20 protein-coding genes, 1 pseudogene and 1 riboswitch are annotated in these 19,613 nt (G+C 62.6%); of the genes and pseudogenes, 11 read left to right on the plus strand and 10 right to left on the minus strand.

The genetic code is table 11. The features are described 5' to 3' along the window. Positions 1-38: 38 nt before the first annotated feature. Positions 39-560, minus strand: coding sequence for a gamma-glutamylcyclotransferase (locus tag NKH06_RS11700; protein WP_352441738.1), 522 nt, complete (start codon positions 558-560; stop codon positions 39-41). A 141-nt stretch (positions 561-701) separates the two neighbouring features. Between NKH06_RS11700 and NKH06_RS11705 the strand changes: the two genes are divergently transcribed. Beyond that, positions 702-1,700, plus strand: a complete 999-nt coding sequence (locus NKH06_RS11705) for a DUF2125 domain-containing protein (protein ID WP_352441739.1) — start codon at positions 702-704, stop codon at positions 1,698-1,700. A 7-nt stretch (positions 1,701-1,707) separates the two neighbouring features. Continuing rightward, the gene (locus NKH06_RS11710; protein ID WP_352441740.1) at positions 1,708-2,631 is read left to right on the plus strand and encodes a sugar kinase; all 924 of its coding nucleotides are present in this window, start codon (positions 1,708-1,710) and stop codon (positions 2,629-2,631) included. A gap of 7 nt (positions 2,632-2,638) precedes the next feature. Here the strand turns inward: NKH06_RS11710 and NKH06_RS11715 are convergent, their stop codons facing one another. Together NKH06_RS11715 and hisC are read right to left on the minus strand one after the other, a co-directional pair. After that, positions 2,639-3,574, minus strand: coding sequence for a prephenate/arogenate dehydrogenase family protein (locus NKH06_RS11715; protein ID WP_023811092.1), 936 nt, complete (start codon positions 3,572-3,574; stop codon positions 2,639-2,641). Positions 3,575-3,580: 6 nt separating this feature from the next. Further along, on the minus strand, positions 3,581-4,690 hold the full coding sequence (hisC, locus tag NKH06_RS11720) for a histidinol-phosphate transaminase (protein WP_352441741.1): 1,110 nt from the start codon (positions 4,688-4,690) through the stop codon (positions 3,581-3,583). A 136-nt stretch (positions 4,691-4,826) separates the two neighbouring features. Further along, positions 4,827-4,904: riboswitch (SAM riboswitch) on the plus strand. A gap of 114 nt (positions 4,905-5,018) precedes the next feature. On the opposite strand from hisC, the gene metX reads away from it, so the two are divergent. The 4 genes from metX to NKH06_RS11740 all read left to right on the plus strand — a co-directional run bounded on the left by metX (position 5,019) and on the right by NKH06_RS11740 (position 8,835). Beyond that, on the plus strand, positions 5,019-6,188 hold the full coding sequence (metX, locus tag NKH06_RS11725) for a homoserine O-acetyltransferase MetX (protein ID WP_013529386.1): 1,170 nt from the start codon (positions 5,019-5,021) through the stop codon (positions 6,186-6,188). A 58-nt stretch (positions 6,189-6,246) separates the two neighbouring features. Continuing rightward, on the plus strand, positions 6,247-6,861 hold the full coding sequence (metW, locus tag NKH06_RS11730) for a methionine biosynthesis protein MetW (RefSeq protein WP_352441742.1): 615 nt from the start codon (positions 6,247-6,249) through the stop codon (positions 6,859-6,861). Beyond that, on the plus strand, positions 6,810-7,664 hold the full coding sequence (locus NKH06_RS11735) for a Stf0 family sulfotransferase (RefSeq protein ID WP_352723189.1): 855 nt from the start codon (positions 6,810-6,812) through the stop codon (positions 7,662-7,664). Before metW ends, NKH06_RS11735 begins: the two co-directional genes overlap by 52 nt. Positions 7,665-7,827: 163 nt before the next feature. After that, the gene (locus NKH06_RS11740; RefSeq protein WP_245273210.1) at positions 7,828-8,835 is read left to right on the plus strand and encodes a glycosyltransferase family 2 protein; all 1,008 of its coding nucleotides are present in this window, start codon (positions 7,828-7,830) and stop codon (positions 8,833-8,835) included. A gap of 30 nt (positions 8,836-8,865) precedes the next feature. Here the strand turns inward: NKH06_RS11740 and NKH06_RS11745 are convergent. Then, a pseudogene (locus NKH06_RS11745) lies at positions 8,866-9,215 on the minus strand (DUF1330 domain-containing protein). A 368-nt stretch (positions 9,216-9,583) separates the two neighbouring features. Between NKH06_RS11745 and NKH06_RS11750 the strand changes: the two are divergent. Continuing rightward, a complete protein-coding gene (locus tag NKH06_RS11750; protein ID WP_352893114.1) occupies positions 9,584-10,519 on the plus strand; it encodes a glycosyltransferase family 2 protein in 936 nt (311 codons plus the stop codon). A 70-nt stretch (positions 10,520-10,589) separates the two neighbouring features. Here the strand turns inward: NKH06_RS11750 and NKH06_RS11755 are convergent, their stop codons facing one another. The 3 genes from NKH06_RS11755 to NKH06_RS11765 form a co-directional block, all read right to left on the minus strand. After that, a complete protein-coding gene (locus NKH06_RS11755; RefSeq protein ID WP_352441745.1) occupies positions 10,590-11,393 on the minus strand; it encodes a DUF1194 domain-containing protein in 804 nt (267 codons plus the stop codon). An 86-nt stretch (positions 11,394-11,479) separates the two neighbouring features. Further along, positions 11,480-13,306: an ABC transporter ATP-binding protein/permease gene (locus NKH06_RS11760; RefSeq protein ID WP_352441746.1), complete on the minus strand. Its 1,827-nt coding sequence runs from the start codon at positions 13,304-13,306 to the stop codon at positions 11,480-11,482. Between the two features lie 132 nt (positions 13,307-13,438). Next, the gene (locus NKH06_RS11765; protein WP_352441747.1) at positions 13,439-14,221 is read right to left on the minus strand and encodes a class I SAM-dependent methyltransferase; all 783 of its coding nucleotides are present in this window, start codon (positions 14,219-14,221) and stop codon (positions 13,439-13,441) included. 195 nt (positions 14,222-14,416) lie between these two features. Here NKH06_RS11765 and gloB point away from each other — a divergent pair, with 195 nt between their 5' ends. Both gloB and NKH06_RS11775 read left to right on the plus strand, forming a co-directional pair. Further along, on the plus strand, positions 14,417-15,184 hold the full coding sequence (gloB, locus tag NKH06_RS11770) for a hydroxyacylglutathione hydrolase (RefSeq protein WP_128304700.1): 768 nt from the start codon (positions 14,417-14,419) through the stop codon (positions 15,182-15,184). Between the two features lie 19 nt (positions 15,185-15,203). Beyond that, complete coding sequence (locus tag NKH06_RS11775) at positions 15,204-15,644, plus strand: cupin domain-containing protein (RefSeq protein WP_128304672.1); 441 nt, start codon at positions 15,204-15,206, stop codon at positions 15,642-15,644. Positions 15,645-15,657: 13 nt separating this feature from the next. On the opposite strand, the gene NKH06_RS11780 is transcribed toward NKH06_RS11775, so the two are convergent. Genes NKH06_RS11780 through NKH06_RS11790 form a run of 3 tightly spaced genes read right to left on the minus strand, consistent with a single transcriptional unit; the run spans position 15,658 to position 18,129 of the window. Then, positions 15,658-16,332 carry a lysoplasmalogenase family protein gene (locus NKH06_RS11780; protein ID WP_128304673.1) on the minus strand — a complete coding sequence of 225 codons (675 nt, stop codon included), beginning with the start codon at positions 16,330-16,332 and terminating at the stop codon, positions 15,658-15,660. Continuing rightward, on the minus strand, positions 16,329-17,306 hold the full coding sequence (gene yddG / locus NKH06_RS11785; protein ID WP_352798706.1) for an aromatic amino acid exporter YddG: 978 nt from the start codon (positions 17,304-17,306) through the stop codon (positions 16,329-16,331). The genes NKH06_RS11780 and yddG overlap by 4 nt, the downstream gene beginning before the upstream one ends. Before the next feature lie 34 nt (positions 17,307-17,340). After that, a complete protein-coding gene (locus NKH06_RS11790) occupies positions 17,341-18,129 on the minus strand; it encodes a DUF3108 domain-containing protein (RefSeq protein WP_023811078.1) in 789 nt (262 codons plus the stop codon). A gap of 272 nt (positions 18,130-18,401) precedes the next feature. Here NKH06_RS11790 and rpmB point away from each other — a divergent pair, with 272 nt between their 5' ends. Beyond that, on the plus strand, positions 18,402-18,698 hold the full coding sequence (gene rpmB, locus NKH06_RS11795; protein WP_013529373.1) for a 50S ribosomal protein L28: 297 nt from the start codon (positions 18,402-18,404) through the stop codon (positions 18,696-18,698). A 183-nt stretch (positions 18,699-18,881) separates the two neighbouring features. Next, on the plus strand, positions 18,882-19,562 hold the full coding sequence (locus NKH06_RS11800; RefSeq protein ID WP_352441749.1) for a queuosine precursor transporter: 681 nt from the start codon (positions 18,882-18,884) through the stop codon (positions 19,560-19,562). Positions 19,563-19,613: the final 51 nt, after the last annotated feature.

The raw sequence follows: 19,613 nt of genomic DNA on the forward strand, positions 1-19,613 counted from the left end.
GGTCAAAGGCCTGGCCGCCTTTTTCCGCAGAGCCAGCTTCACAAAGGCGCGACCTGCCTGGCGACATCCTCCAGCCAGTGGTCGCTTATGCCCAACGCCTCGAGATGCTCAAGCGTGCTCAGCACATAGTCCTCGTTGTTGCCGGATTGGCCGACCGAGCCGCGCACCACGGCCGCCGCATCCGCCGCGTCGAGCGCTCCGGCATATTGCTCGTGGTGGCGGTCGACAATGTAGACCACCGCGTCGACCGTACCGCCCCCGTCGAGGCGAACCTTGAGCATGCGCTCCAGATAGACATTGGTGACCAGTTCGCGCTCGCGAAGATAGGCCATGACCTCGTCGCGCAAGTCGCCGGGGACGCGGAATGCGAGGCCGACGCAGGACCCGCCGCGGTCGAGGCCGAGCACCAGCCCCGGCCGCTCGCGCGTGCCGCGATGCACGAAGGAATAGACGCAGAGCGAGCGCCGGTAGCCATGCAGGCGGGCACGCTGTGTTTCGACATGCGCGAATCCCGGCCGCCAGATCAGCGAGCCATAGCCAAACACCCAAAAATCGCCCATATCGCCGCGCCTGATTGCAAAAGATGCCAACACCGAACCGGACCGGTGTTTTTTCCGCCCGTCCCGTCTAACTATTCGTCTGTCTACCTGGCGGAATCGCCTACCCGTCCGCAACACCCATGCGTTAACGAGAGCCAAAGCATGACGTCAAGTGACGAACGCCAGCCGAACAAACGTCGCCGTGTGGTCTGGCTTGCAGCATTCATCGTCGTGCTGTTCGCCCTCTACAGCGGCGGCTGGTTCTATCTGGCTGACCGCGTCAGGAGCGAAGCCGACAAGGCGGTTGCCACGCTCAACAAGAATGGCGTCGAGGCCGGCTGCGGCAATCTCCAGGTCAGCGGCTATCCCTTGAGCTTTACCGTCTCCTGCGACAACCTCGCCTATGAGGACGATGCCAAGAACATTGCGGCTTCAGCCGGCAGTTTCAACGCAGCCGCCCAGATCATCCAGCCTCTGTCGCCGGTTGCCAATCTGCGCGGCCCGCTCAGGACCTCCGTTCCGGACATGGTGCCGCTGTGGATAGACTGGGACAATCTGCAGGCCAATTTCAAATTGTGGTGGCCGCTGCCGCAGCGGATTTCGCTGGAGGCAGAGGGCCTTTCCGGCCAGACCGACCCGGCCGACGACACCGATCCGGTGCAACTGTTCAGCGCCGGCAAGGCATCGGGTCAGTTGCAGCCCAACGGTGAGGATATCGACTATCTCGGCAGTTTCGGCGATCTCGAGATCGACCCCGACGCAATTGGCGGGCGCGTGCTTCCGGCGCTCGATGCCAGTGGCGACGTCACGCTGAAGAACGGTGTCGCGTTGATCGGCACGCAGGTGAAGAGCCTTCGTGGCCAGGCGATCGAAATCCGCAACCTCGACCTGTCGTCGGGGACGGCGCGCATCACCGTTTCGGGACCGCTCTCGGTCGATGCCGAGGGCCTGATCAACGCCGATCTGATGATCAGGCTGAAGGACCCGAAGGCGGTGGCGGCCATTCTCGGCGCCGCCATACCCGAGCAGAAAAGCCAGATCGAGCAGGGCTTTGCTGCCCTGGCGGTGCTCGGCAACGAACCGTCGATGCCGCTGAAGGTGGTCAGGGGCAAGGCCTCGCTCGGCTTCATTCCGCTGGGCAAGATCAAGCCGGTGGAATAGCGCTGCGATGGCAAGACCCGTGAAGCTGCTGAGCGTTGGCGCTTTGACGCTGGACACCATCCTGCGCGTCGAGACGCTGCCCGTGCATCAAGGCAAGTTCATTGCCTCCGACGGCGTCCAGATCGCCTCGGGCATGGCCACGAGTGCTGCCTGCGCCGCGCATCGCCTGGGGGCCGAGGTATCGCTGTGGGCGAGCGCGGGTGACGATGCCGTCGCCGACCAGCTCATCGCCGGCATCAAGGCCGAAGGCGTCGATTGCACCTTTGTGCGCCGCGTCAGAGGCGCCCGCTCGGCGCTGGCCTCGATCCTGGTCGACGCGTATGGCGAGCGCATCATCGTGCCGTTCTATGACGGGCTTGCCCAGGCCGATCCCGAAGCCTTGCCGGTCGCCGACCTCACGGCATTCGACGCCGTACTGGTCGATGTCCGCTGGCCAGGTGCGGCAGCCCTTGCCCTGAGAGCGGCGCGCGCCCTCGGCCGGCCGGCAATCCTCGATGCCGATACCGCACCGTTGCAGATCCTGGAACAGCTGTTGCCGCTCGCCACGCACATCGTCGCTTCGGAAACGGCGGCGCGCATTGTCTGCGGCCAGGCGCTCGATCCGGAAACGGCTTGCGCCGATCTCGCCAGCCGCACCGACGCTTTTGTCGCAGTGACAGGCGGCGCGGCGGGCAGTTGGTGGCACGACCGTCGCGCAGGCTGCGTGCGCCATGTCGCGGCACCGAAGATCAAGGCGATCGACACATTGGCCGCCGGCGATGTCTTTCACGGCGCCTTCGCCGTCGGGCTGGCGGAAGCCATGCCGGTCGAGCAGGCTTTGCGCTTTGCCAGTGCGGCCGCCGCGCTCAAATGCCTGCGCTTCGGCGGCAGGCTTGGTGCGCCGAACCGGGCCGAGACGCTGGCCATGGTTGCGCAGACCTGGCCAGCCTGAAACTGACTTAGCCCTTCGCGGGATGCTCGACGGCCTGGCGACCGAAATCGGGCACGTCGATGTCCTGGCCGGCCTCGATGATCGAGCGGCGCACAGCGCGGGTGCGGGTGAACAGGTCGAAGAGTTTTTCGCCGTCCCCCCAGCGGATCGCGCGTTGCAGGGACGCCAGATCTTCCGAGAACCGCGCCAGCATTTCGAGGATAGCGTCCTTGTTGTGCAGGCACACATCCCGCCACATGGTCGGATCGGAAGCGGCAAGACGCGTGAAGTCGCGGAAGCCGGAAGCCGAATATTTGATCACTTCGGACTTGGTCACCGACTGCAGATCGTCGGCGGTGCCGACGATGTTGTAGGCGATGATGTGCGGCAGGTGCGAGACGATGGCCAGCGTCATGTCGTGATGCTGCGGGTCCATGGTATCGATGTTGGCGCCGCAGCGGCGCCAGAACTCCGACAGCCGCTCCAGCGCGTCCGCGTCGGTATCGGGCAGCGGCGTGAAGATGCACCAGCGATTGTCGAACAGGTCGGCGAAGCCGGCGTCGGGGCCGGATTTTTCCGTGCCCGCCAGCGGGTGGCCGGGAATGAAATGGACGCCTTCAGGGACATAAGGCTGCATCTGCGCGATGACAGACGCCTTGGTCGAGCCGACATCGGTGAGGATCGCGCCCTTCTTCAGCGCCGGCGCGATTTCCTCGGCCACCGCGCCGGATGAGCCGACCGGCACCGAAATGACGACTAGGTCGGCATCGCGGACCGCCTCTTTCGCATCGGTGGTATAGCTATCGCCGAGCCCGAGTTCCTCGGCTCGCGCCAGCGTCGCCGCACTGCGCGTTGATATGGCCACGTGACGGGCCAGCCCCTCGCGGCGGATGACGCGGGCCAGCGACGAGCCGATCAGGCCGATGCCGACCAGCGCGATCTTTTCAAACATCGGTGATGTCATGGCGTTCTAGCTTTTCAGAAATGTCGTGAGAGCGGCGACAACGCCGCGATTGGCTTCTTCGGTGCCGACGGTCATGCGCAACGCGTTGGGAAAGCCATAGCCCGAAACGCGCCGCAATATATAGCCGCGCGCCGTCAGATAGTCGTCCGCCGCCGCCGCCGAATGCTTCTGATCGTCAGGAAAATGAACGAGGACGAAATTGCCGACGCTCGGCGTTACCCGCAGCCCGAGCTTTGTGAATTCCTCGCTCAGCCAGGCCAGCCAGGTCTCGTTGTGCGCCACGCTGCGCTCGACATGGGCGCGGTCGCGGATGGCTGCGATACCGGCCTCGATCGCCGTCGCATTGACGTTGAAGGGACCCCGCACGCGGTTGATGGCGTCGACGATATGCATCGGCGCATACATCCAGCCGATCCGCGCTCCGCCGAGGCCGATCTTGGAGAAGGTACGGGTCATCACCACGTTCTGGGCAGCACCGACCAGCTCGATGCCGGCCTCATAGTCGTTGCGGCGGACATATTCGGCATAGGCCGCGTCTAGCACCAGAAGCACGTGCCTGGGCAGGCCGCCATGCAGGCGGCGCACCTCCTGGAAAGGCACATAGGTGCCGGTCGGATTGTTGGGATTGGCCAGGAACACGATCTTGGTGCGCGGCGTGACGGCTGCGAGGATGGCGTCGATATCGGCGCGCTCGTCTCTTTCCTTGATCGTCACCGGAACGGCACCTGCCGACTGGATGTAGATCTTGTAGACCATGAAGGCGTGTTCGGTGATGACAGCCTCGTCGCCGGGCGCCAGATAAGTCTGCGCCAGCAGGCCGAGGATCTCGTCGGAGCCGTTGGAGCAAATGATGTTCTGCGGGTTGAGACCATGCACCTCGGCGATCGCTTCGCGCAGCCGCCTGGCGGTGCCATCTGGATAGACGTCGAGCTTTCCGGCAATCTCGCGCGCGGCTTCGATCGCTTTCGGCGAGGGCCCTAGCGGATTCTCGTTCGAGGACAGCTTGTGAACCTTGGCGACGCCCGCGGGCGCCGTGCTCTTGCCCGGCACATAGGCGTCTATGTCCATGATGCCCGCGCGCGGGGTTGGACGTGCCTGGTCCGGTGTCTGGCTCATGTCGCAAAATCCGTCGAGAACGCTTCCTGAGGGAAGCCGCAGCGGAAATACAAGCCGTGGCCTGCAATGTCGAGAGGCGACAGCCACCGCCCAAGGCTGGTCGTTGACGCCGGCGCGCCACAGCCCTAGAAGGGGTGCGAACTTCCGTGGTGATTTGGCCGGTCGGCTTGCAGCCACGTTAAACAACTTGCTAAAGGGCCGTTTGCATCCTGTAACCGGCTTTGCGACCGCAATGCCGGTTTTTTGTTGTCCGCGCCGGCCGGACACCCGGATCGGCATCGACTTTCGACAAGCGCGATGCGTGGGCTCAAAGTGTGAGATGGATGTCATGGCCGTTCTGCGTGCCCGCAAAACCAACAACGAGGTCGACCAACCGTCGAGCCCGGTTTTGCGTTTTGGATCCGACAAGCCGCTCAAGCTGGACGCCGGCACGCTGCTGTCACCGTTCCAGATCGCCTACCAGACCTACGGCACGCTGAACGATGCCCGCTCCAACGCCATCCTCGTCTGCCATGCACTGACCGGAGACCAGCACGTCGCCAGCACCAATCCGGTGACCGGCAAGCCTGGCTGGTGGGAAGTGCTGATCGGCCCCGGCAAGATCATCGACACCAATCGCTTCTTCGTCATCTGCTCCAACGTCATCGGCGGTTGCCTTGGGTCCACCGGTCCGGCCTCGACCAATCCCGCCACCGGCAAGCCCTATGGGCTCGACCTGCCCATCATCACCATTCGCGACATGGTGCGGGCGCAGCAGATGCTGATCGACCATTTCGGCATCGAAAAGCTGTTCTGCGTGCTCGGCGGCTCTATGGGCGGCATGCAGGTGCTGGAATGGGCATCGAGCTATCCGGAGCGGGTCTTCTCGGCGCTGCCGATCGCCACCGGCGCGCGCCATTCCTCGCAGAACATCGCCTTTCATGAGGTTGGCCGCCAGGCTGTCATGGCCGATCCGGACTGGCATGGCGGCAAATATTTCGAGCACGGCAAACGCCCGGAAAAAGGCCTGGCGGTGGCGCGCATGGCCGCCCACATCACTTACCTGTCGGAAGCCGCCCTGCACCGCAAGTTCGGCCGCAATCTGCAGGATCGCGAGGCGCTGACCTTCGGCTTCGACGCCGACTTCCAGATCGAAAGCTATCTGCGCCACCAGGGCATGACCTTCGTCGATCGCTTCGACGCCAATTCCTACCTCTACATGACGCGGTCGATGGACTATTTCGACCTTGCCGCCGACCATGGCGGCCGGTTGGCCGATGCCTTCGCCGGAACGAAAACCCGCTTCTGCCTGGTGTCTTTCACCTCGGACTGGCTGTTTCCGACCGAGGAGAGCCGCTCGATCGTGCATGCGCTCAACGCCGCCGGCGCATCGGTATCCTTCGTCGAGATCGAAACCGACCGCGGCCACGACGCATTCCTGCTCGACGAGCCGGAACTGTTTGCCGCCATAAACGGCTTCATCGGCTCGGCGGCCCGGGCGAGAGGGCTCAGCGCATGACCCCGAAAAATTGCAGGCTTTTCGGATCGGGATCGTGCGCCAGGCAGGGGGCGAAGCCATGAGCGTCAACCGCGACCAGCGCGTCGACCTCGAGGTCGTCGCCAACCTCATCCCGCCACAGTCGCGCGTGCTCGATGTCGGCTCGGGCGACGGCTCGCTGCTCGAATTGCTGCAGGACACCAAGCAGGTCGACGGCCGTGGGCTCGAGCTGTCGCAGCGCGGCGTCAACGAATGCGTGGCGCGCGGCCTCTCGGTCATCCAGGGCGATGCCGACAAGGATCTCGAATTCTATCCCGACAAGGGCTTTGACTTCGTCGTCCTGTCACAGACGCTGCAGGCCACCCGCAACCCGAAGCTGGTGCTCGACGAACTGCTCAGGATCGGCAACCGCGCCATCGTCTCCTTCCCCAATTTCGGCCATTGGCGGGTGCGCCTGTCGCTGTTCGTCAACGGCCGCATGCCGGTGACCAAGGACCTGCCCTATTCCTGGTACGACACGCCCAACATCCACTTCTGCACCATCCGCGATTTCGTCAATCTGTGCGACGAACTCGGCGCGACAGTCGAGAAGGCAACCGCCCTCGACGCTGCCGGGCAGAAGATCGGCCTGTCGATGCCGTGGTGGTTCTGGAACTTCTTCGGCCAGCAGGCAGTGTTCTTGCTGAAACGGTAATATTGATCGCCATGTATCTCTTTCGTAGGCGCCCTCTGCCAGTTGAAATCCCACCGGACATGCGGGCTGGGTTGAAAGCCGGAATTCTCATCTGCACCTCACCGCGCAGCGGCAGCAACCACCTAGCCGGATTGATGGCAGCCACCGGGCTTGGCAACCCACTCGAGTGGTTCGGGGGCCGCCGTGTTCTAGAAATGCCGAACTATCCCCGCGACCCCCGTGCCCAGGTTTTGCGTGCACTGAAGGACGGGCGGTCTCCCTCCGGGATTTACGCGGTCAAACTGTTTGCCAGCCAGTTTTCACAGGTTGCCAAAACCGTGGATCTCCCCGCAAGCCTTCCAAAGCTGCGCTATATGCGGTTGACGCGTGGGGACCTCGTTGGTCAAGCAGTTTCGTGGACCCGCGCTCGTCAGAGTGGTCGGTTCCGCTCTACCGAGGCCGATCAGAAGAGACCATGCTACGACGGCAAAGCAATCGCGGACTCGCTTGAAAAAATCATCCTGGAAAATCTGGCCTGGGATGTCTGGTTTGCAAAAAACGGATTGTCCTTCCTATCACTGACATACGAAGAACTCCTTGAACATCCACGGACCTGCCTTGAAAGGGCTGCATCTCTGGTCGACGCCAAGCTTGTCTTGAAACCCGGGTCTGATCTCGATTCGGGCCTCGATATTCAACGAGACACCATCAATGAGGAGTGGAGAGAGCGGTTCTTGGCGGAATATTCTGACACGTCGAACTTCCATGCCAACAATTGCCGTCGCGGTTTTCTTAAAAAGAGGAGCTCAAGGTTCTCGATCTGATCGAACGGCATTGTACGAGAACACGAAGCATCCAGGGGCGCCAGAGATGCGATGTTATTGATCAAAGCGCATCGCCGTCCATGGCGATCACGAGCACAAATTCTTATTGCACGCTGGTTTGACAGCCCGCCGAGAGCGTTATAGCCACATCGGCACTAATAACTTGATCGGTTCAGATATGGCTCAAGAGCGTCCAACGTATTCACTCGTCGTCGAAATGGAGAATGCAAAATCGATCGACTGGGACGAGATCGGCGTTGGGATGAAGGCCTTGGCTCGGGAAATCACATCGGTTTCAGCAACCGGTTTAGTGCGACCAAGGATCGTTATTTCTCACGGGGGAGCAGAGTCGGACGAGGATGCGTTGCGTCGTGAGATTTCGAATGAGGCCCCGCAGCTCGGTCAGGTTGCCGAACTCGTCTTCACGGCTTTCCCTGGCGGCCGATATTACGACCTGAAGAACAACGGCATGCTGGCATCGGACGGAGATATCGTCATCTTTATGGATTCCGACGTGGTCGCGGAACCAGGATGGCTACCAGGACTGCTTGAGCCCTTTGAAAACTCTGAAGTTATCTGCGCAAACGGATATACATACCTCTCATACGACGATTTCTTTTCAAGAACGTTTGCGTTGATCTGGTTTTTCCCGATGGCCCGTGGAGACGGGCGATTTGCCTCGAAGCGAGCGATCAACGCTAACAATGTAGCGTTTCGACGCGAGTGGATCGTCAGCCATCCTTTTCCAAAACATAACGGCTTCAAGGTTTCCTGCACTTTGCTGATGCGCGAACTGCTGCGGGAGGGCCACAAAATTCATAATGTCGACGCACGCGTTTATCACTATTCGCCGCGGGGCTGGCGGTTCTTTTACTGGCGCGCCCTGGTTACAGGTCGCGACGCCGACCGGAAGTTCGTTGCGCTCAATTCGCCGAGCCGCGCGCGACGGATAGTCAAGTCTTTCAGCCGGTGGCTCACCATGTCATGGCGCACGACACGACGGATCGTAGGCCATGCCCGGGAAACGGGGATGCCGCTTTGGCAGGTTCCCTTTTCTCTGATTGTCGGTCAGGCATTTTATGGTTTGGCGTTTTGGGGCCAGTTCAGTTTTGCGACTGGCATGGTTCGTGACAAAATTGAAACTGTGCCCGACTATGTTGGGCACAGCTAGACGCTTTACCGCCCTTCCTTGAACCGCGGTTCAGCGTCCAATTGATCCTTGACCCGTCGATTGTTCCAGAACATCCGTGGCCTTGTGCGGATGTTCGACGCCGTCGACGAACACGACATCCGCCTCCGAATTGTCCGTGCGCAGCGCCAGTATCGCCCGGTAGGCGGGCGAATTGTACCAGCCACGCACATGCTGCCTGTCGGGAATTCTATGATGATCAGATGGCCAGGCCAGTCGTTCTCGATCACCTCCACATCGCCGCCATGAACCAGAAAACGGCCGCCGAAAGGTTCCAGCGTGGCATCGATCTTGTGCAGATATTCGACGATCTGCGGACCCATTGCGGCTTGGCGCATATGGGCGACGGCGTAAGCGGCCATGACTGGACTCCCTTGTCATCGAAGCCGAGTTGCCGGCCTCGCATGGGCAATCTGACCAAACGCCGAGCGCTAAGCGATTACGTCTGAGGTAATGAGATGTATGCTACCTGTCATGATGGGTTGCTTCCATGGTGATTCGCAATGCTATGTGCGGCGGTGCTGTTGCAATTGGAACGCTAGCAGCGGGGATTCGTTGTCTCGCGCGGATTGAGTACCGGCACGGTGGGTGACAGGGGCAGTCGTTTTTTGTAGCGTCGCGCCGACTGTGATGCGGTGTAGAGGAAGGGAAGTCCAATCCATTCGACCGTTCTGAAAATCGAAAAGTCCTGGACAGACGCGCAACCCTGCGCAGGAAACAGCTGACAGACATGGCAGCCGGGATCCAACCAACACCTCTCATCACGGTCATTACGCCGACCCACAACCGACGCGAAACGGTGTTGCGCGCCGTGGAAAGCGTACTCTCCCAGAGCATGTCGAGGCTTGAGCACATTGTCGTCGACGATGGTTCGGCTGATGGAACCGAAGCGGCGCTGGCCCGTATCCAGGACCCGCGGCTGATCTATGTCGGGGCGAAATGGCGAGGCGCCAACGCTGCCAGGAATGCCGGCATCGAGCGCGCGCGGGCACCGTTGGTGACGTTCCTCGATTCCGACGACATCTACATGCCGCACCGGCTTGAACGAACCCTGACCTGGTTCGATGAGAATCCTGCACTGCAAGTGCTGATCAGTTCGTTCGTGTCCCTGAAAGGCAATCGCATCACAAACTGCGTCAACCCCGAGGCGTTCGTGAGCCCCGCAATGCTGGAGCGGACGCTGGTTGGGCAGACCATCTTCATTGCCGGCTCCGCGATCACCGCTCGCCGCGAAGCCTTGCTGGCCATCGGCGGCTACGACAGCGACATCACCCGCATGCAGGATCGCGAATTGCTGCTGCGCCTTGCCCGGCGCTTCGGTGCGCAGTTGTCCAGGGATCTGGACTGGACGAAATACAATTCGGAGAACTCGATTTCCGGCCGCCGTGACGGCTATGTCGAGGCCTATGCGAACCTGATGGGCAAACATCCGCATATTGCCCATGCCTACCCGCACATTCCGCCTTACATGATCTCGCGGCAGCTCATCGCCGACATCCTGCGAGGCAGGATACCGGAGGCATTTCAGGGCTACATGGCCAACCGTTCATCCAAAACGCTTGGCTATTCGCTGCCGGAATTGATGCAAGGCTATGTCCATGGCCGGCGCTGGCGCCGCGATCTCTCCAACGAGTTTCGCAATCAATTTGGTGCCCGGCCCGCTTAAACCGATAGGGATTCCGGGAAATTGTGGAATGGTTTTTCCTCCGGATCGCGTTAACCCCTCTGTCGAGAGCTCAACGGTCAAGTTCGGGAAAATACGGATCCGATAGAAACCGCCTGTCCCGTTCGCCTTGCAGGCAGTCTATCGGCGTCGCCGCGTCGACGGGGACACTTCTCACCTCGTCCTGAATGCCGCTCACTTCCAGGAGCAGCTTCCGCCGGATGGCTGTCGAAAACTCGGCGGCGGCATAGATAGGCAGCACGAAGGAACCGGGTCCGCCGATCACGCACTGCGCATAATACTGGTCGAGATGGCTGAAGGTGGGCGACGGGCTGATCAGGATCGGCAGGCCGTTGACGATGATGCCTTTGGCAGTCGCCGCATCACGCGTCGCGGTGACCGGCGGCCCGATATTGTTCGGTCCGTCGCCCGAAATGTCGATGACGCTGCGTTCGCCCTGGAAAGACGTGCGGTCGAAAAGCTCGGTGCCGAAGGCCAGCGCGCCGGAAATCGAAGTGCCGCGAAAGCTGCGGAACGGACGAGCCGCGACCTTGTCGGCAAAGCTGTTCGCGCTCTCGGCACTATCGATAATCTGCCAGCCGATAACCGCGTCGTCGCGCACCGTGCCGGCCCATTCGAAATAGGTCAGCGCTATGCGGCCCTTGGCGCCGGCGCGGACAGCCTTGATGAAGTCGGGATGCCGCAGCGCCTCGACATAACCGGCCCGCTGCAGGGCGAACTCCTTCTCGTCCATCGACAGCGAGATGTCGACCGCCAGCACCAGCTCGACGTCGACGGCGAGCGCATCCGGCGGCGAGGCGGCCGGGGCAGCCTGGGCGCAGGCAAGACAGGCAAGCAGGCGCAGAGCATCAAGCATGGCCGTCGCCAAGATTGTTTCTCCCGAGGAGCTTCCCTCGCGATCGCGGCAAAATAAAGCTCTGCTTCCCTCGCCCGGAAATCAGCTCATTTCTTGCGACGAGCGGCGGCTGGCGGCGGTTCGATCGCGCCGGCCCTGACGCGGGCGGGCTTCAGGGCTGGCGCACCGGAATCCTTGACGATCGTCAACGCGCGGGGGAAGAAGTGGTTGTTGTGCTGGCCGCGCCCGATGTTGAGGATCGCTGTCCCCGGCAAACGCTTCTCGAGCATCGACAGCACGCGTCTTAGCGATGGGCCGTCGAACGCATCCAGCGCCTCATCGATGATCACCCATTTCGGCTGCCGCAACGCGAGCCTGGCGAAGGCCAGCGAGCGTTGTTCGTCATCGCCCAACTCATGGTCCCAACGCCCGGCGCGGTCGAGCGACGAGGATAGCCGTCCCAGGCCGACCTCGGCCAGCACCGCCGAAATGTCGGCATCGTTCGCCGGCGCGGGCCCGTTCGGGTGATCGAGGACTTCGCGCAACGTGCCGACCGGAAAATAAGGCACGCGCGGCACGAATATGGGGGTTTCTCCCGCCGGCAGGCCGATCCGGCCGCTTCCCCATGGCCACAGGCCGGCAATGGCACGAAAGAACAGCGTCTTGCCCGCACCGGGGTCGCCGGTGATCATGACGCGCTCGCCGGGGCGGATTTCGACATGCGGGTCGGCGAGTCTGGTGCAACCCTCCGGCGAGGTCACTTCGAGCTTCTCGAAAGTCAGGCTGCCATTGACGTTTTGGCCGAAGGCGATGCGCTTTTCGGTGTCGTGCAGCGCATCGGTTTCATCGAGCGCGATGCGGAAATCGGCCACGCGCATCAGCGTGGCGCGCCAATCGGCGATACTGCCGATGTTGTTGATGAACCAGCGCAAGGAGGAGTGGACCTGGTTGAAGGCGCCGACCGCCATCATCAGCCCGCCAAAGCTGATATCACCTGAGAAATAGACCGGCGAAGCGACCAGTATGGGCGCCACGACGGTGATCCAGCCATAGGTATCGGTCACCCAGGACAGGTTGATCTGGGCGGTGTAGATGCGCCGCATGGCGCCCAGCACCGTGCCGAGATCGAGTTCGAGCCGCCGCCTGGCGTCGGCCTCGCCATGATACAACGCAATGGCATCGACATTCTCGTTGACGCGCACCATCGAGGAGCGCAGCTCGGCTTCGCGTGTATAGCGGTCGCTGTTCAGGCGGATGAGCGGGCGCCCGACCAGCCAGCTCAGCCAGGAGGCGATGCCGGCGTAAAGGATGGCGGCCCAGACCATGTAGCCCGGTATGGCCAGCGAGGTCCCGCCGATGTGGAACACGAAGCCCGAGGACAGCTCCCACAGCACCCCGACGAAGGACACCAGCAGGATGCACGACTGCAGCAGGCCGACGCCGAGATCGGTTGACAGGTCGGACAGATGCGCGGCGTCCTGCTGCATGCGCTGGTCGGGATTGACGCCGATGGCGCCGGCATTGGCCAACCGGAAGGCGCGCGCCGGCCGCATCCACTGATCGATCAGATCCAGCGTCAGCGCCTCGCGCAGTTTGAGCCTGATCATCTGGTTGAGCCAGGTCTGGCCGATATTGAGCACCAGCAGCCCGCCGGCGATCATCGCGAAGACGAGGAGCTGGTGCAGGAAGGCCGCCATGTCGCGGCGCGCAAGCGCATCGTAGAAAGGCTGGTTCCAGCGGTTGAGCAGAACCTGGCCGATCGACGTTGCAATGATCACGGCCATGATGCCGACCGATGTCCACTGCAACCATTTGCGAACCGGCGATCCCGCCAGCGCCCGCCGGATCGTCATCACCTGATCGCGCAGGCTGCTGGCTTCGACCGCCACGGCAACCGGCTGAACGGCGGCGGCATTGTCCGGTTGATCAGCCATGGCCGAGGTCCTTGCGTCAGTGCTGAAACCGGATGGAGAAACTTGACAGGCGTTCGTATGGGCTGCCGGATGGGCTGTCGGTCCGCTTGCGACAGATAGGCAGGGAAACGACGTCAGGCACGCTTGCCGTGATCACGAAGCCGTCACCCGCGCAGCCGAGGGCTCGGCACCGGCTTTGTGACGGCCAAGCCGGGTGGCGCCATGCGGCGACAGCACCGGCACGAAGACGCGGCGCGAGGCGCGCTGGACGACGGGCACGCCTTGATAGAGCCGTTTCTGCGCCTCGACGACGATGACGCCGGAAAAGATCGGCCACAGCCGCCGGCCGGCGCGCTCCAGCACATTGTGGAAGCGCATCATGAAACGGCGCCTCGACGGCGGAAAGAACAGCGCATCGGACCAGGCGGCGGGCGTAAAATTCGCCTCGCGCAGCAATTCGGTTAGCTGGCCGCGCGAAAAGGGCCGGCCATTGCCGAATGGGGTGTGCTCGAAGCGCGCCCAGACACCGCGCCGGTTGGGCACGACGATGACGACCCGGCCAGCCGGCGACAGCACGCGCCAGATCTCGTTCAGCGTCTCACGTGGGTTCTCGACATGTTCGAGCGAATGGACGAGCAGCATGCGGTCGATGCAGGAATCGACCAGCGGCAGTTCCTCGTCGAAGACCAGTGCCGTCGCCGTCGGCCCTGTCGCCGGCCACACCACCGCGCCCTGCGTCGCCGGCATGAAGGCGAAGACCCGCTCGGCGTCGGTGCCGAACCGCTCCAACCACGGCAAGGTGTAGCCCAGACCAACCAGCCGCTCGTTGGGCACGACCGCCCATATCGACGACAACGCCATGGTGATCGAACGCTCGGCGAAACGGCCGAGTGTTGTCGAATAGAAGGAGCGAAGATCGACGATGTCGGAATGCATGGCAGGGATGTAGCCGCGATATCGGCGGGTTTCAACAACAGGCCGCGACGACCTGGCATTCCGGGAATGTCACTAGACATTGCGGGATGTTGTTCAACGTCCCGGAATGTTGCTCACATCCAGGATGTCTTCAACATCCAGGATGACATCCACGCGCCGGCGCCCTATGTCTGCGGCCATAAACGGAGAGATGCGATGCCGGTCGAAATCGAACAGTTCATGTGCCGCAGCGACAATTTCGGCGTGCTGGTGCATGATCCCAAAAGCGGCCAGACCGCGATCATCGACGCGCCCGAGGAAGCGCCTATCCTGGCCGCGATAAAGCGCACCGGCTGGACGCCGACGATGATCCTGACCACGCATCATCACATGGATCACGTCGAGGCCAATCTTGCGTTGAAGGAGCGCTTCAAGCTGCGCATCGTCGGCCCGGAAGCGGAAAAGGCCAATATCCCCGGCATCGACGAAACCGTCGAAGACGGCTCGGTCCTCCATCTTGGCGATGAAAAGATCGAAGTCATCGCCACGCCCGGCCACACCGCCGGCCACGTTTCCTACTATTTGCCGGCTTCGGGTGTGGCGTTCACCGCCGACACGCTGTTTGCGCTGGGTTGCGGACGGCTGTTCGAATGCAAGCCGCCGGTGATGTACGATTCGCTGAAGAAGCTGGCCGCGCTTCCGGCCGAAACGATTATTTATTGCGGTCATGAATACACGCTCGCCAACGCCCGTTTCGCGCTGACCGTCGACCCGACGAATTCGGCATTGAAGGAACGCGCCGCCAAGATCGAAAAGCTGCGCGCCGACAATAAGCCGACGCTGCCGACGACGATCGGCGAGGAGCTGTCGACCAATCCCTTCCTGCGCTGGCACGATCCGGCGATCCGCAAGCATCTGGGGCTGGAGAAAGCTTCGGACGCCGAGGTCTTTGCCGAAATCCGCAAGCGCAAGGACAATTTCTAGGCCCGGTGGTATCGTCGCCATGACCAGCTCCGCAGAAATTATCGCGACGCTCGGGCTGAAGCCGCATCCGGAAGGCGGCTGGTATGCCGAGACCTTTCGCGATGGCACCGGCGGCGCGCGCGGCCATTCGACTGCCATCTATTTCCTGCTTGAGGAGCATCAGGTTTCGGCCTGGCACCGGGTCAAGGATGCCGCCGAGGTCTGGCATTTCCATGCCGGCGCCCCGCTGGCGCTGTCGATGTGGGAAGAAGGCAGCCCGAAGGTTGATCAGGTCATAGAACAAGTCCTCGGTATCGATCTCGCAGCCGGTGAGCGGCCGCAGATCGTCGTGCCCGCAGGCTGGTGGCAATCGGCGCGCAGCCTGGGCGAATGGACGCTGGTCGGCTGCACCGTCGCGCCGGGCTTCGAGTTTGCGGCCTTTGAACTGGCGGCACCCGGCTGGCAGCCTGGACAATCCTAACTTGGCAAGAACCCTAATTTAGCAGGAAGCCTAGCGTGGTCGCGAGCTGGGCGGCGTAGTACAGCGCCCAGACGGCGAAGCGCATCCAGGCGCGGTGGGGCGAGATGGCGGCGACCAGGAATTTCTCCGTGGCGAGCAGCCCGTCCGATGCCATGAACAGCACGGCGCCACCGATCACCCACATATTGCTTGTTGTCAGCGCCGAGATGCCCATTGCCAGGATCGCGGCGATATAGACGGTGATCGGGATACGCAGGCTGGGACCGACACGACGCCACAGCGCCGCCAGCACGATGACCACGAACACCGCCATGGCGAGCGCGATCGCTCCGCGCCACGGCTCGGCGCCAAGCACTCCCAACCCGCCACCGCTGCGCAGGAACAGCGCGACATAGACGATGTGAGCGACAAGAAAACTGGCCAGCCCGCCGAGAAAGGCCTTTTCGCCGTCGCGTGACAGGAAGGCGTCGCCAACGGCGCTGAGTGCGAGCGCGGCGACCAGCAGCAGCGGGCCGCCTTGCAGCCCCGCCAGCACGGCAAGCATCGCTACGGCAAGCGTCTTTGCGGCCGAGCGGGCCAGCGTCGGCGGCATGCCAAGCGTGAAGGCGTAGATGACCGCCGCCGCCAGCGAAAAAATCAGTGTCGCATTGGCATTGGCGTCGATGCCGCCCGCAAACGGCATCGTCATGCCTTGGCTCCGCCTTCGGATGCCCGGGCACCGTCTTCGGATGCCCGGGCTCCGTCTTCGGATGCCCCGGCTCCGCTTTCGGATGCCTCGGCTCCGCTCTCGACCGCAGCCGGCTTGCGCAGGAACAGGGATTTTGCGGCGAGCACCGCGCCGCCGGTGATGAGCACGCAGGCGGCGAGGATGCGCAGCGACGGCTCGGCGACGCCGGCCGCGATCAGCACCAGCGTCGACAACAGCGGCGCCGCATAGCTTGCAGCACCCAGCACCTGGATGTTGCCGCGCTTGACGCCGATGTCCCAGGCATAGAAGGCGGCACCCACCGGCATCAGGCCAAGGCCGAGCACGGCCAGCCACTGGCCGACACCGTCAGGCAGAATCGTCTGTTCCAGCGCCAGGTGGCAGGCGAGCGACAGCACCGCGGTCGCCGCGCAGAACCAGGTGACGATGCTGGTCGGCACCGACGGGAAACGCCGCGACAACAACGAGTAGGCCGACCACAGGACGGCGCAGACGGCAGCCATGGCATAGCCGAAGGAATAGCGGGCGTCGAAGGCCAGCCCACCGCCCTTGGTGACGATCAGCACGGTGCCGGCAAGGCCGAGCAGCGCACCGACGACATGGTTCCAGGCCAGTTTTTCGCCCGGCATCAGCGCCGAGCCGAGCACGATCAGCAGCGGCCACAGATAGGCGATCAGGCTCGCCTCCACCGCCGGCGCATTGCGCAGCGCGGTGAAATAGAAAAAGTGATAGCCGAACAGGCCGGCAATGCCGATCAGCCACACCTGCGGCGGTATCTTCTGGCTCTTGTCGGGTGCCGGCATGAACAGCCGCGCGACCAGCCCGACGCCGGTGCCGATCGAGAAGGTGATCGCCGACAGCAAGAACGGCGGCACCTGGCCCGACGCATCGGTGAGCAGTGCGAGCAACGCCCACATGGCGACCGCCGAAAAGCCGATCAGTGTTGCGCGCCCCATTCTGTCTCCAGTGGCGCGCCAATTCCGCGCCTGGCTATTGTACGGCTTCGAAACGCCCGGCGCTGATGGTCAAGGTGCCGATCTGCGTGCCAACCGTGGCACGGATCGGCGCATATACGCCGGTTTGGCCGAGCGGTGCAAACGTCACCATCATGCGGCTTTTGTTCTTGAGATAGTTGAGCGCCTTGCGGCCCTTGCGATAACCCGCCACCGGCTCGAAGCCCATCTGGCAGGTGACGGTGTCGCCCTTGTAGCCCGGGACCGAGATCGTGCCTTTCGACGCGTAGGTCAACGTCAGGTCGGCACGCATCTCGCCGTCATAGAACTTCACCGTGCGGCCGCAGACCTGGTCGAGACTGTCGGCATGAATGACGGTGGCGGCCATGGGATCGAGCACCGATGCCAGGTCGCCGGCACCGAGCGGTACCCAGTTCTTGGGGTCGCGTTTGCCTGGTGCCGGTACGACCTTCGTCGAAGTGACCCTGCCATTGGCAAAGCGGATATCGACCACCGATGCCTTCTTGCCGGAGGTGTAGTCGGCGCGGAATGCCTGCGGCACCATCTTTTTGCCCGCAATCGTGCCTTTGGACGAGATCGTGCCGCGCGTGTCGTCGAACAGCTTGGCGAGACCGGCCGCGGTGACACTGCCTTGGATCGCGTAGGCGCCGTTCTCATAGCGGCTGGAAAACGTTGATTTCGCTATCGAAAGACCAAGAAACGACACCGTGTACTCGCCCTTGAACGACTGCGGCGAGGCAGCAGACGCGGCGGACGGCAAAGCTATGGCAAGCATGGCAACAAGGGCATGTGGCGAACGAAGCATGGCGGGATCGGGTCCTTGATTTTGGGCCGGAGGCGGGCAACTCCGGTCTGGCATGTCCCTATGGAACCGCTTATAGGATGAATTCCGGCCTTAATATGAAAATGCCGGGCGCGCCGTGGGCAATGCAGGGGCTGGGCAAGCCGGAGCTTGACGCCTCGGCGAAATGCAACTATGGAACGCCAACTTTTTCCATAAGGCCGCCTGACCAGAACCGCGCGCCACCCGGCGTGGGCTTGAGTGTTTGGCAGACCCGAGAACTGAAGGTTAGAACAATGTCCCGCACCTGCGAACTCACTGCCAAGGCAGTCATGTCCGGCAACAATGTGAGCCACGCCAACAACAAGACCAAGCGTCGCTTCCTGCCGAACCTCGTCAATGTGACGCTGATTTCGGAAGCGCTGAACCAGAACGTGCGCCTGCGCATTTCGGCCAACGCGCTGCGTTCGGTCGAACATCGCGGCGGCCTCGACGCCTTCCTGGCCAAGGCAGACGTCAAGGAATTGTCGCAGCGCGCCCGTTTGCTGAAAAAGCAGATCGCCAAGAAGACCGCCGAGCAGGCTGCCGCTTAAAACAGTTCAAAGGCGGGGGACGACCGCCCTGGCCGACCTCTTGTTGGCCTCTGGCCAACATCTTGTTGGCCTGAGCATCGGATCGAAGCCGCAAGGTTTTGGCAATCCGGTGCCCACATACGAAGGCAAGCATCGCCCGCATGGGCATGGTGCTTGGCTGGTTCCATTACCCAGGATAAAAAAATGACTTCCTTCTCGCGGTATTTGCCATTCGTGGCCGCCATGGCGCTTGTCGTCGTGGCATCGAACATTCTCGTGCAATTCCCGATGCAGGGTCAGATCGGCGGCCTCTCGCTGGCCGATCTTCTGACCTGGGGGGCCTTCACCTATCCCTTCTCGTTCCTGGTCACCGACCTCGCCAACCGCCGCTACGGACCCACTGCGGCGCGCCGGATCGTCTTTGTCGGCTTCATGACGGCGGTGATCTGCTCGATCCTTGTCCCGCCCTTCCTGTTCCGCCACGGCCTGATCGAACTCGAGACCGCCGCCGACCGGCTGGTGCGTATCGCGGCCGCGTCCGGAGCGGCGTTCCTCAGCGCGCAACTGCTCGATGTCACCGTCTTCAACCGGCTGCGCCGGCAGAGCTGGTGGCGCGCGCCGATCATCGGCACGCTGGTCGGGTCGGTGTTCGACACCGCCGTGTTTTTCACCGTCGCGTTCTCGGCCGCCTTCGCCTTCGCTGGTCCCAACGACGGCTTTGCGTTGGAAAACGCACCCTTGATGGGCATCTTCCATGTCGACGCGATGCGTTGGATCTCCTGGGCGCTGGGCGACCTCAGCGTGAAGCTGATCATCGCCGTGGTGGCGTTGATCCCCTACCGTCTGCTCGCGGCCCGTTGGAGCCAGCCGGCGGTAGCGGCTTAAACCATGATCCCGAAAAGTGGGACCCGGTTTTCGGAAAAGATCATCGTCGGA

This window comes from Mesorhizobium sp. M1342 (assembly GCF_040317955.1).
Taxonomy (GTDB): Bacteria; Pseudomonadota; Alphaproteobacteria; order Rhizobiales; family Rhizobiaceae; genus Mesorhizobium.